Below are 11639 nucleotides of genomic sequence, written 5' to 3'. Positions count from 1 at the left end.
GCCGAAGACTGGTACCGGCAGTCCCTCACCATCAGCGAAGACCTCGGCAACCGCCCCCACATGGCCCTCACGTATGCGCAACTGGGCCAGCATGCGGAAGCCATGGACGACACCGCGCAGGCGCTGATCTGGGTCATTAAGTGCGTCGCCCTCTTCGACGAAATTCCGCACCCCAGGACCGGCACCGGGCCCACCCGTCTCCGCCGGCTGACGCAGTCCCTCGGCATCGAAGCCGTCGAAAGCGCCTGGCAGCGCGAGACCGGCAATCCGCTGCCTGACGCCGTACGCGCCTACGTCCTGGCCGGGCCGGACGACACCGACACCACCGGTACCCACACCGACTGACCCTCACCCCAAGGAGAACTCCCGCATGGACGACGCCATCGAGAAGGCCGCCCGCGCCGCAGCGCAACGCCTCACCGGCCCGACGTATCCCACGCTGGCCGAGGACGTGGAGGAAGCGCTGGCCGTCAGGGGGGCGACAACGGCGCCCGGGCAGTATTTCAATCCCACCGAGCTGGGCGGGCTGATCGTCGCCATCGCCAACACGGCCTGGATGATCTACCACGACATCCGCAGTCGCGGCGCGGGCGAACCCGATGTCGACGCCATCGCGCGCCGCGTGCGGCAGCAGCTCCAGCAGGAGGGCAGGGCCGTCCCGGAGTTGGAGCCCGCCGAGCGGGACCGGATCATCGACGTGACGGTCGAGGAGACGGTCAACGCCCAGGAGGAGTAGGGGAGGTCACGCCTTCAGGGTGAGGAGCGTCTCCTCGATCTCCTCGCCGCGGCCGGCCGCGTAACCGCGGTCGGTGCCGGTGACGACGAAGCCGCACTTCTGCAGGACGCGGAGGGAGCCGGCGTTGTCGGAGGCGGCGCGGGCGTACACAGGACGTTCCGGGGCCAGCAGGAGGAGAGCGCGGAGGGCGGCGGTGGCGGCGCCGCGGCCCCAGTAGGGGCGGCCGATCCAGTAGGTGACCTCGCGTTCGTCCGGGGGGCCGTAGACGGCGACGTGGCCGAGGATCTCGTCGGGGGACGCGGCCGGGACGACCGTACGGTTCAGGACGTCGGGGAGGGCGCGGATGCGGGCCCAGTGGGCATCGAAGGCGGCGCGGTCGGCGGGGTCCTCGTGGGTGAAGGCCGCCATCCGGACGGACTCGGGGTCCTGGCCGTGGGCGAAGAAGACGGGCAGGTCGGAGTCGCGGATCTCGCGGAGGATGACGTCCATGGGGGCAAACGTAAGGGGCCCCGCACCAGGGCGGGACCCCTTACAACGAAAGGTTGGGGCTCAGATGAGGCCCAGCTCGCGGACGGCCGCGCGCTCCTCCTCCAGCTCCTTGACGGAAGCGTCGATGCGGGCGCGCGAGAAGTCGTTGATGTCCAGGCCCTGGACGATCTCGTAGGCGCCGTCCTTCGTGGTGACGGGGAAGGACGAGATGAGGCCGGCCGGGACGCCGTAGGAGCCGTCGGAGACGATGCCCATGGAGGTCCAGTCGCCGTCGGCGGTGCCGTTGACCCAGGTGTGGACGTGGTCGAGGGCGGCGGACGCGGCGGAGGCGGCCGAGGAGGCGCCACGGGCCTCGATGATCGCGGCGCCGCGCTTGGCGACGGTCGGGATGAAGGTGTCGGCGAGCCACTGCTCGTCGTTGACGACCTCGGCGGCGTTCTTGCCCGCGACCTCGGCGTGGAAGATGTCCGGGTACTGCGTCGCCGAGTGGTTGCCCCAGATCGTGAGCTTCTTGATCTCGGAGACCGGGGTGCCGGTCTTCTTGGCGAGCTGGCCGACCGCGCGGTTGTGGTCGAGGCGGGTCATCGCGGTAAAGCGCTCGGCCGGTACGTCCGGGGCGGCGGACTGCGCGATCAGCGCGTTGGTGTTGGCGGGGTTGCCGACGACCAGGACCTTGATGTCGTCCGCGGCGTGGTCGTTGATGGCCTTGCCCTGCGGCTTGAAGATGCCGCCGTTGGCGGAGAGCAGGTCGCCGCGCTCCATGCCCTTGGTGCGGGGGCGGGCGCCGACCAGCAGCGCGACGTTGGCGCCGTCGAAGGCGACGTTCGGGTCGTCGGTGATGTCGATGCCGCGCAGCAGCGGGAAGGCGGCGTCGTCCAGCTCCATGGCGGTGCCCTCGGCGGCCTTGAGGCCCTGGGGGATCTCCAGGAGGCGGAGCCTCACCGGCACGTCCGCGCCGAGCAGGTGCCCCGAGGCGATGCGGAAGAGCAGCGCGTAGCCGATCTGGCCGGCCGCTCCGGTGACGGTGACGTTGACGGGGGTGCGAGTCATTGCCTTCTCCTGGCCTTTTCCTGCGGGTCCTTGGCGGTGCCGCCCTGTACCGCCCCGGCAGTGGCCCGAGCCGCCCCGGAACGTGGTGGCTCTCCCGGTGTCGCTCGACGTCAAGAGAACCATCCGTCAGGCTATCGCGCGCCGGGCCGCCCGGTGACGCGAGGGGCTGTGGCCCCGGTCACCGCGGGTCGGGCTCCGCCCGGGACAGCGGCGGCCGGCTCCGGCCGGGACCTGCCCGCCGGTGCGCGCCCCGTACGCGCCGGAAAAGCTAGCCGCCGACGCAGACGTTCAGCACGATCAGGCCGAGGCACAGGCCGCCGCTGCGGGTCGGGCTCGGGGTCGGGGCCTGGGTCGGCGTCGTGGTGGGGGACGCGGATGATGTTGGCGAAACGGTTCCGCTGGGCGGTGCGCCCGGGTCGGCGGGTGCGGTGGTCCGCGGCGGTACGGAGCCGCCGGGCCCCGTGGCGGGAGGACCGGTCGGGGACGGCGAGTCGCCGCCGAGCATCGCGGTCACCGAGGGCCCGGGCGTACGGGGAGAGGCGCCGCCTTGACGCGCGGGGGCCGTGGCGCCCGGTGACGTACGCGGCGCGGCGCCCTTCGTACCCGGCGGCAGCGTCGCCCCGGCCCGGTCGGGCACCGTCGGGCCCGCGCCGGGCAGCGGTGCCTTGCCCGTACTCGGGCCGGCCGCGAACAGCACCGTGAGGGCGGCGCCCACCACCAGCACCGCGGCCATGCCGAGCAGCAGCGCCCGGCGGCGGTGGCGGGGCGGCAGGCCCTCCTCGGCGCCGAGCGGGTCGAGGGGGTCGGGGTGCGGCACGGGTTTGCCCCGGCCGCGGTCACCGGTACCGGTGGCCGCCTTCTCCGCGAGCTTCCACAGCGCGCCGATCCGGTCGTAGTCGGCGCCGCTCGCCTGCGCCAGCGTCTCGACGGCGTCCAGCGGCGGCAGCGACCTGCCGTTGAGGTACTTCTCCCACGACTCGGCGGACTGCGCGGTACGGGCCGCGAGCGCCGGTACGGTCAGACCGCTGCGGTCCTTCATCCGGCGTAATTGCGTGGCCAACCGCCGCGTGTCCACCGGGATCCGGTCCGCCAGCGGCTCCCACTGCCCCATCGTGCCCCCTTCTCCGCCCCCCGCGCCCACGGCGCCACCGCGCCCGCCCCCACGCTAGAACGCCTGTCCCCCTTCCGCCGGACTTTCCGGGACGGGCTGACCGAATTCGTTTCGGGGTGGTAGGGCGCGGCGCAGGACCGCGACGCGTCCTACCGGACGGAGAAGTGGATGATGTCCTCCAGGAACGGGATGCGGATCACCGGGTCCGGCTGGGCCATCAGCGCCAGCAGGATGATGGCGAGCCCGAAGATGCCGTACGTGATGACGTCGGTGAAGCGGCTGCGGACGGCGAGCATGCCGACGGCCGTGACGCTCCAGCGCAGGACCGCGCCGAGCAGCAGGGCCGAGCCGATCACGATCGCGCCCGGGCGGAAGGCGCCGGTGGCCGTGACGATCAGGCCGATCGCGGCACCGCAGATGACCAGGAGGATCGGCCACTGACGGGCCGGCGCCGGGGCGTCGCGGCCCGCGGCCCGGCCGCCGCCCTCGGGGCGGGCGGTGGTGCGGGCGACGTCGGCGCCGTGCCGGGCGTGCGCGGCACCGGGCGCCTGACCGTTGTTCTGGCCCGAGCCGGAGCCCGAGCCGGAGCCGTAACCGGGCGCGTGGCCGTTCTCCGAGGGGCCGTTGGAACCGCCGGAGCCGGGACCGCCGGGACCGCCGGAGCCGTTGGGGCCGCTCGGCTCGGCGCCACGGCCGCGGCGCCACGCGGGCTGCCCGGCCGCGGCGGACGGGGAGCCCGTGACGGCGGACTCCGAAGGGTCCGCGCCCCCCGCGCCGAATCCGGCGCCGTCCGCGGGACTCGACTCAGCCGACATGGTCCGCGGCCCGCTCGGACGCCTCCACCACGTTCTGCAGCAGCAGCGCCCGCGTCATCGGGCCGACGCCGCCCGGGTTCGGCGAGATCCAGGCGGCGACCTCGGCGACGCCCGGGTGCACGTCGCCGACGATCTTGCCGTTCTCGTCCCGGCTGACGCCGACGTCCAGCACGGCCGCGCCCGGCTTCACGTCCTCGGGCTTGATGATGTGCGCCACCCCGGCGGCGGCCACGACGATGTCGGCCTCCCGCAGGTGCGCGGACAGGTCGCGGGTGCCGGTGTGGCACAGCGTGACCGTCGCGTTCTCCGACTTACGGGTCAGCAGCAGGCCGATCGACCGCCCGACGGTGATGCCGCGCCCGACCACCACCACATGCGCGCCGTTGATCGCCACGCCGTGCCGGCGCAGCAGTTCCACGATGCCGTTGGGGGTGCAGGGCAGCGGCCCCGTCTCGTTCAGCACGAGCCGGCCCAGGCTCATCGGGTGCAGGCCGTCGGCGTCCTTGGCCGGGTCCATCAGCTCCAGCACCCGGTTGGTGTCGATGCCCTTGGGCAGCGGCAGCTGCACGATGTAGCCGGTGCAGGCCGGGTCGGCGTTCAGCTCGCGGACGACCGCCTCGATCTCCTCCTGGGTGGCGGTGTCCGGGAGTTCACGCTGGATGGAGGCGATGCCCACCTGCGCGCAGTCGCGGTGCTTGCCCGCGACGTACCACTTGCTGCCCGGGTCGTCGCCGACCAGCAGCGTGCCGAGGCCGGGGGTGATCCCGCGGGCCTTCAGCGCCTCGACGCGGGCGGTGAGTTCGGACTTGATCGCGGCGGCGGTGGCCTTGCCATCGAGAATCTGGGCGGTCATGGCGCCATTCTCGCGGATCGGACCTGCGGCCGACGAATCCGCCCCCGCGGAGCGGTCCCGTACCCGCCCGGCGGCCCGCCGTCGTCCCAGGTCCCTTGCGCGCCGGGGCACAACGGCCCCACGATGTGGCCTCGTCCCCCGAACGGGCCAGTACGACGGAAATGGCGACAATCCGATGAGGCCGTCGCCCGGCTCCGGCACCGTACCGACCGGCCCGCCGTCCTCATCGTCAAGACCGTCGAGACTGTCAAGGAAGAAGCAGCACGTGAGCCAACCACCCGGTCCCGGGAACCCCTACGGCTACCCGCAGCAGCCCTACGGCCAGGATCCGTACGCCCAGGGCTTCCCGCAGCAGCCGACGCAGCCGTACGGCTACCCGCAGCCGCAGCAGACGCCCGGCTACGGCGGTTACCCGCCCGGCTACCCGCCGGGCCACCTGCCGCCCGGCATGCCGCCGCTCGCGAGCTGGGGCGCCCGGGTGGGCGCGACGCTCCTGGACGCGCTCATGTTCCTGCTGGTCCCGATGGGGCTGCTCATAGCCGGGTACGCGCAGATCGTCAGCAAGGCCGTCGACCGGGTCAACGACTGTGACGACGCCGGGATCCCGTCGGATTCGTGCCCCGCGCCGCACGTCTCGGGCGGCTCCATCGCCCTGATCGTCATCGGCGGTCTGCTCAGCCTCGCCGTCGGCCTCTTCCTCTGCTACCGCGAGGGGACGACCGGGCAGACCCCCGGCAAGAAGATCGTCGGCATCCGACTCCTGCGCGAATACGACGGCGCCACGCTCGGCTTCGGTCTCGCCTTCGGGCGGCGCCTCCTCCACGTCGTGGACGGGGCGGCGTGCTACCTCGGCTTTCTGTGGCCGTTGTGGGACGACAAGAAGCAGACGTTCTCGGACAAAATTGTCCACACGGTTGTCATCAAGGACCCGTCCTGACCTGACTCCTCCCGCGGAGGAGGGCGCCCCTCTCGCGGAGGGCGGCGCGTGACCCCCTGTCGGGGGTGCCTGAGGTCTCCTGCGGAGTGCGGTGCCTTTTCGCCTGGCGGCGAGTGAGGTCTTTTAGGGGCGCGGGGAACTGCGCGACCAGCCCCCACCGGCCCGGTGGTCGCACAAACAACAGCGTCTGCCCCGCTGGGGGCGGCTTTTCGCCTGAACGCCCGCGCGGCCCGAGCGCGCAGTTCCCCGCGCCCCTAAAGGGGCACCCCCCTCCCCCGGGGCGGGGAAAGGGTGCCGTACTCCGCGAGTGGCGGGTCAGTGGAAGAAGTGGCGCGTACCCGTGAGGTACATCGTGACTCCCGCCTTGGCCGCGGCAGCGGCAACCGCGTCGTCGCGAATGGAGCCGCCCGGCTGGACGACGGCCTTGACGCCCGCGGCGGTCAGGACTTCCAGTCCGTCCGGGAAGGGGAAGAAGGCGTCGGAGGCGGCAAAGGAACCGGAAGCCCGCTCGGCCCCGGCCCGGTCGACGGCGAGCTTGGCGGAGTCGACCCGGTTGACCTGCCCCATGCCGACCCCGACCGTGGCCCCGCCCTTCGCGAGAAGAATCGCGTTGGACTTGACGGCACGGCAGGCCCGCCAGGCGAAGGCGAGTTCGGCCAGCTCCTCGGCGGACAGCGCCTCCCCCGTGGCGAGCGTCCAGCTCGCCGGGTCGTCACCGTCGGCCTGGAGCCGGTCCTTGGCCTGGACGAGCAGCCCGCCCTCGATCGGCTTGTACTCGGTGACCGCGGCGGGAGCGTCCGCGCACCGCAGCACACGGATGTTCTTCTTGCGGGCCAGCACCTCGACGGCGCCGTCCTCGTACGCGGGGGCGACGATGACTTCGGTGAAGATGTCCGCGACCTGCTCGGCCATGGCCACCGACACCGGCCGGTTGACGGCGATGACGCCGCCGTACGCCGAGACCGGGTCGCAGGCGTGCGCCTTGCGGTGGGCGTCGGCGACGTCGGAACCGACCGCGATCCCGCAGGGGTTGGCGTGCTTGATGATGGCGACGCAGACACCGTCGTGGTCGTAGGCGGCGCGGCGCGCGGCCTCGGTGTCGACGTAGTTGTTGTACGACATCTCCTTGCCGTGCAGTTGCTCGGCGCCGGCCAGGCCCGTACCGCTGCCGTCGGTGTAGAGCGCCGCGCCCTGGTGCGGGTTCTCGCCGTAGCGCAGGGTCTGCTGCCGGGTGTACGTCTGCCCGCTGAACTCCGGGAATTCCTCGTCGGACGCGTACCCGTCGAGGAACCAGGAGGCGACGGCCACGTCGTACGCGGCGGTGTGCTGGAAGGCCGCGGCGGCGAGCTGCTTGCGGGTGGCGAGGTCGAAGCCGCCGTCGCGGACGGCGGCCAGGACGTCGGCGTAACGGGACGGGCTGACGACGACCGCGACCGAGGGGTGGTTCTTGGCGGCGGCGCGGACCATGGACGGGCCGCCGATGTCGATCTGCTCCACGCACTCGTCGGGGCTCGCGCCGGAGGCGACGGTCTCCTTGAACGGGTAGAGGTTGACGACGACCAACTCGAAGGGCTCGACGCCCAGTTCGGCGAGCTGCCGCTGGTGGTCCTCGAGGCGGAGGTCGGCGAGGATGCCGGCGTGCACGCGCGGGTGCAGCGTCTTGACCCGGCCGTCCAGGCACTCGGGGAAGCCGGTCAGCTCCTCCACCTTGGTGACGGGTACGCCCGCGGCCGCGATCTTCGCGGCGGTCGAGCCGGTCGACACCAGCTCCACACCCGCCTCGTGCAGACCGCGGGCCAGGTCCTCGAGACCCGTCTTGTCGTAGACACTGATCAGTGCGCGGCGGATGGGCTTATTCACCGACATGAACTTTCCGTCCCTCAATGCGGTAGCCGTGACGCGCCAGACGCCCCACGGTCTCGACGAGCAGTCGTCGCTCGACTTCCTTGATGCGCTCGTGGAGCGCGTCCTCCGTGTCGTCCGGCCGGACCTCGACCACGCCCTGGGCGATGACCGGGCCGGTGTCGACGCCGTCGTCGACGAAGTGGACGGTGCATCCGGTCACCTTGGCGCCGTACGCGAGCGCGTCGCGCACGCCGTGGGCGCCGGGGAAACTCGGCAGCAGCGCGGGGTGGGTGTTGACGAAGCGGCCGCCGAAGCGGGCCAGGAATTCCTTGCCGACGATCTTCATGAAGCCCGCGGACACCACGAGATCGGGGGTGTGCGCGGCGGTCGCCTCCGCGAGGGCGAGGTCCCAGGCGGCGCGGTCCGTGTGGTCCTTGACGCGGACCACGAAGGTCGGCAGCCCCGCGCGCTCGGCGCGCTCCAGGCCCGCGATGCCGTCGCGGTCGGCGCCGACCGCGACGACGCGTGCGCCGAAGTCCGGATCGGCGTCGATGGCGTCGAGCAGCGCCTGGAGATTCGTCCCCGAACCGGAGACGAGGACGACGAGACGGGCGGGGGCGGCGGCGGCCACTGGCGGGGCTCTCTCAGTTGGAGGATCATACGAGTCGAGGGCCGCGCGGATTACGGGGAACCCTACGAGGCCGCCGACCGTCAGCAACGATACCGGCACTCCAGGCGTCCCCCAGGGGACGGGGGAGCGTGCGGGCGGTAGCGTCTGCCGGTAGGGCGGTACTTCGCGCGTCCCGCGCGCGGGCGTACGTGACGCATCTGACAGGGATGGCACATCGTCGTACGGTCGTTACAAGAGGCATAAAGGCATATCGGTGCTGGAGGGTCGGTGGCGACACCGGCCGAAGAAGGAGTCGAGCCCAAGGGGATGGCGCATCACATCATGAGCAGCGGCCGTATTCGTCTCGCGCTGCGCGCGCCCGAGGGCGATCAGCAGGACAACCCCTTCGCGCCGCCGCCGGAGGGGGCGCCCGACCGGCCCTGGCAGCCGCGGCCGGCCTCCCAGTCGGCGCCGCAGTCGGCTCCTCCGGAGGACGGTTCTTCCGATTCCGATTCCGATGGTGAGGGGGGCTCTCCGCAGGGGGCGCCTCCTCCGCCGCCGCACGGCGCGCCCACCGCGTGGGGGCACGGCTGGAGCAGCCAGCAGCCGCAGGGCGGGCGGCCCGACCCGTACGGTCGCAGGCCCGAGCCCGGCAGCGGCGGACCGAACGGCCCTGCCGGCACCGGGCCGCGCTTCGATCCCACCGACCCGGCCCAGCGGCGCTCGCGCTACGCCCTGGTCTGCGGTGGCTGGGGGCTCATCTTCGCCCTCCTCGGCTGGACGCCGGTCGGGCTGCTGCTCGGGGCGCTCGCCCTCTACTGGGGGATCTCCGCGCTCCGGATGAGCCCGGAGGACCGGGCCAAGGCCCGCGCCGAGGCCGCGTCCGCCCTGGCCGACGCCACCCAGACGCCGCGGCCCGCGCCGCCGGCGCCCGGGCCCGACGCCCAGCGGTCCTTCGTCACCTCCGCGTGGAGCGGCATCATCACCAGTGCGGTGACGCTTGCTTTGGTGGCCACCACGTATTCGCTGCAGTTCGCTTACAGCGATTACTTCACGTGCAAGAACGATGCTTTGACCTCGCCGGCGGCCAAGTCGTGCCAGGACCTCCTGCCCAGTCCCCTCCGCGACTTCCCCGGCCTCCGCTAACCGCCCTCCGGGCGTCGGGTGAGCGAAGCTCATCCGGGCGGCGGCCCCTGCACCCGCACCTCTGCGGAAGAGGGTGCCCTTCCAGGGCCGCGGCCCCGCTGCGGTTCCCCTGCGGGGGGGCGGTGAGTGAGGTCTTTCAGGGGCGCGGGGAACTGCGCGGCCCGCCCCCACCGGCCGGTAGTCGCAAAACAACAGCATCTGCCCCGCTGGGGGCGGTCTTTCACCCGCGCCACGGATGTGGCTGAGCGCGCAGTTCCCCGCGCCCCTATGGGGCAACCTCCTCCGCAGGGGGGGCAGGCCCGGGGCAAGTCCCGCCAGGGAAGGCGGCGCCCAAGGTCTTGAGGGGCGCGGGGAACTGCGCGACCAGCCACCACCGGGCCGGTGGTCGCACAAACAACAGCGTCTGCCCCGCTGGGGGCGGCTTTTCGTCTGAAGGTGCGCGCGGGCTGAGCGCGCAGTTCCCCGCGCCCCTATGGGGTGTCCTCGTCCGCGGGGGCGGGCTCGGGGTCGTCCGGACGGGGGTCCGGGTCCGGGATCGGCGCGGGTGCCGGAGGGGCCGGGGGCATCGGGGGGATGACAGCCGGCGGCTGCGGAGGCGCCGGAGGAACCTCCGGCAGAGGCGGCGGGTTCTCCGGGCCGGAGGCCCGCAGCCGGGTGCGGAGGGCCGTGGCGTAGGCACCCCAGTGACGGGGGTGAGCGGCGGCGGCGTACGTGCGCCAGGTGTGCCAGGGGATCGGGGGACGGGTACGCCCCCAGCGCAGCGCAAAGGCGCCGGGGGCGCCCAGGAGGAGGAGCCAGCCGAGGGCGGCGCCGCCCGTCGCCCACCAGGAGGGCCCGAAGGAGGCGAGAGCGGCCGTGCCGAGCGGACCGCCGGAAGCCGCCGCGAGCACCGCGAAGGCGAGCCCGCAGGCGAGGGCGGCGCCGGCGGCGACCAGTGCCGTACGCCGGGGCCCGGCCTCGTTGGGCGTCCACCGGTCGGTGACCCAGGCGACGAGAAGGCCGGCGCCGGCCGGAACCGCGAGGGTGCACCAGCCGAGCACGGTGCCGTCGCCCTCCCCCGGCAGCGCCGCGACCAGCGGAAAGCCGGGCAGCAGCGGATAGCCGGACGCCCCGGCGGGCCCGACCGCGCTGCCGACACCGACGGCGAATCCGGGGCCGAGGGCGTAGGCGGAGCCCCAGACGGCGAGGTTGGGGACGAGGGCGACGGCGAGCAGGAGAACGGCGAGCCGTCCGGCCATCGGCCCGCTGAGCTGGGCGAAGGTCCGCCCGGCGGGCCCCGCGTGCCAGGCGAGGGCGGCGCCGCCGAGCAGGGCGCCGCCGCCGGCGACGACGCCGACCGTCATCCCCGCGGCCCGCAGCGCGACGACGGCGTCCGCGCCGTACGGGATGAGCCGCGCGGGCGACGGCCACCCGCACCCGGCCCACGTACCGGCCGCGGTCACGGCGGCGGCGAACAGCGGCAGGTAGAGCAGCGCGGCGAGCGGGTCGACGTGGACGGAGCCGGTCGCGGCGTACGCGACCGCGCCGGACGCGACGGCGAGGTAGCCGCCGAGGAGCCAGCCGGCGCGGGCCGCCACGGCCCGTACGTCCGGGTCCGCCGGCGCCTCGCCGTCCTCGGTGCGGACCGCCGACGCGGCGGCGCGGAACAGCAGCCAGCCGGGGAGGACGGTGAGGAGCAGCGGGGTCACGCCGATCGGGGCGGGGGCGCCGGAGAGGGTGCCGGTACGGACCAGGTCCGCGCCCTGCGCGAGCAGCCACAGCGCGGCGCCGATGTGCAGGGCGCCGCCCAGGCCGCTGTCGGGGAACGGTGAGGCGATCCACAGCACGAGCACGACGGCGGCGAGGAAGCCGAGGCCGAGGCCGGCGGCGACCGCTCCCCCGGCGAAGGCCGTCGCCCGCCGCGCCGCCGCGGCCCGTCGCGCGGCGGCCTCGCCGATGAGGGTGGTGGGGCGGTCGGCCCGGTCGGTCGTATGGGTCACGGCGACCCATGGTGCCAACAACACCCGTTTCACCCTGGCAACGGGCGAAAGGCCGTCGTGTCGCCCAC

At 73.6% G+C, this 11639-nt stretch carries 12 protein-coding genes; 4 read left to right on the top strand and 8 right to left on the bottom strand.

Annotated features, from left to right (window positions below; translation table 11 throughout):
- On the top strand, positions 1-345 hold a 345-nt coding region (locus tag BM076_RS36560), incomplete at its 5' end, for a hypothetical protein (protein WP_177246406.1).
- A 25-nt stretch (positions 346-370) separates the two neighbouring features.
- Positions 371-736, top strand: coding sequence for a hypothetical protein (locus BM076_RS11255; RefSeq protein WP_093713296.1), 366 nt, complete (start codon positions 371-373; stop codon positions 734-736).
- Positions 737-742: 6 nt separating this feature from the next.
- Here BM076_RS11255 and BM076_RS11250 read toward each other — a convergent pair whose 3' ends face one another.
- The 5 genes from BM076_RS11250 to BM076_RS11230 form a co-directional block, all read right to left on the bottom strand.
- On the bottom strand, positions 743-1225 hold the full coding sequence (locus tag BM076_RS11250) for a GNAT family N-acetyltransferase (RefSeq protein WP_093713295.1): 483 nt from the start codon (positions 1223-1225) through the stop codon (positions 743-745).
- Positions 1226-1285: 60 nt separating this feature from the next.
- The gene (locus BM076_RS11245) at positions 1286-2275 is read right to left on the bottom strand and encodes a malate dehydrogenase (RefSeq protein ID WP_093713294.1); all 990 of its coding nucleotides are present in this window, start codon (positions 2273-2275) and stop codon (positions 1286-1288) included.
- A 268-nt stretch (positions 2276-2543) separates the two neighbouring features.
- Positions 2544-3386, bottom strand: a complete 843-nt coding sequence (locus BM076_RS37395; protein ID WP_093713293.1) for a helix-turn-helix domain-containing protein — start codon at positions 3384-3386, stop codon at positions 2544-2546.
- Positions 3387-3535: 149 nt separating this feature from the next.
- On the bottom strand, positions 3536-4201 hold the full coding sequence (locus BM076_RS37965; protein WP_093713292.1) for a DUF3017 domain-containing protein: 666 nt from the start codon (positions 4199-4201) through the stop codon (positions 3536-3538).
- Positions 4191-5054, bottom strand: coding sequence for a bifunctional methylenetetrahydrofolate dehydrogenase/methenyltetrahydrofolate cyclohydrolase (locus BM076_RS11230; protein ID WP_093713291.1), 864 nt, complete (start codon positions 5052-5054; stop codon positions 4191-4193). Before BM076_RS11230 ends, BM076_RS37965 begins: the two co-directional genes overlap by 11 nt.
- 265 nt (positions 5055-5319) lie before the next feature.
- On the opposite strand from BM076_RS11230, the gene BM076_RS11225 reads away from it, so the two are divergent.
- Positions 5320-5991, top strand: coding sequence for an RDD family protein (locus tag BM076_RS11225; RefSeq protein WP_245795962.1), 672 nt, complete (start codon positions 5320-5322; stop codon positions 5989-5991).
- Between the two features lie 315 nt (positions 5992-6306).
- Here BM076_RS11225 and purH read toward each other — a convergent pair whose 3' ends face one another.
- Positions 6307-7857 carry a bifunctional phosphoribosylaminoimidazolecarboxamide formyltransferase/IMP cyclohydrolase gene (gene purH, locus BM076_RS11220; RefSeq protein WP_093713289.1) on the bottom strand — a complete coding sequence of 517 codons (1551 nt, stop codon included), beginning with the start codon at positions 7855-7857 and terminating at the stop codon, positions 6307-6309.
- Positions 7844-8467: a phosphoribosylglycinamide formyltransferase gene (gene purN / locus BM076_RS11215; protein ID WP_093713288.1), complete on the bottom strand. Its 624-nt coding sequence runs from the start codon at positions 8465-8467 to the stop codon at positions 7844-7846. The genes purH and purN overlap by 14 nt, the downstream gene beginning before the upstream one ends.
- Positions 8468-8773: 306 nt before the next feature.
- Between purN and BM076_RS11210 the strand changes: the two genes are divergently transcribed.
- Positions 8774-9592, top strand: coding sequence for a hypothetical protein (locus BM076_RS11210; protein WP_093713287.1), 819 nt, complete (start codon positions 8774-8776; stop codon positions 9590-9592).
- 470 nt (positions 9593-10062) lie between these two features.
- On the opposite strand, the gene BM076_RS11205 is transcribed toward BM076_RS11210, so the two are convergent.
- Positions 10063-11571: a cell division protein PerM gene (locus BM076_RS11205; RefSeq protein ID WP_093713286.1), complete on the bottom strand. Its 1509-nt coding sequence runs from the start codon at positions 11569-11571 to the stop codon at positions 10063-10065.
- Positions 11572-11639 lie beyond the last annotated feature (68 nt).

The sequence above is a fragment of the Actinacidiphila alni genome, assembly GCF_900112845.1.
GTDB lineage: Bacteria > Actinomycetota > Actinomycetes > Streptomycetales > Streptomycetaceae > Actinacidiphila > Actinacidiphila alni.
Note: the sequence above shows the minus strand (reverse complement) of the source record. Positions and strands in the feature narration are given on the sequence as shown.

Coding starts and splice junctions, on each gene's coding strand:
- BM076_RS11255 (WP_093713296.1), top strand. CDS start 371: ATGGACGACGCCATCGAGAAGGCCGCCCGCGCCGCAGCGCAACGCCTC.
- BM076_RS11250 (WP_093713295.1), bottom strand. CDS start 1,225: ATGGACGTCATCCTCCGCGAGATCCGCGACTCCGACCTGCCCGTCTTC.
- BM076_RS11245 (WP_093713294.1), bottom strand. CDS start 2,275: ATGACTCGCACCCCCGTCAACGTCACCGTCACCGGAGCGGCCGGCCAG.
- BM076_RS37395 (WP_093713293.1), bottom strand. CDS start 3,386: ATGGGGCAGTGGGAGCCGCTGGCGGACCGGATCCCGGTGGACACGCGG.
- BM076_RS37965 (WP_093713292.1), bottom strand. CDS start 4,201: ATGTCGGCTGAGTCGAGTCCCGCGGACGGCGCCGGATTCGGCGCGGGG.
- BM076_RS11230 (WP_093713291.1), bottom strand. CDS start 5,054: ATGACCGCCCAGATTCTCGATGGCAAGGCCACCGCCGCCGCGATCAAG.
- purH (WP_093713289.1), bottom strand. CDS start 7,857: ATGTCGGTGAATAAGCCCATCCGCCGCGCACTGATCAGTGTCTACGAC.
- BM076_RS11210 (WP_093713287.1), top strand. CDS start 8,774: ATGGCGCATCACATCATGAGCAGCGGCCGTATTCGTCTCGCGCTGCGC.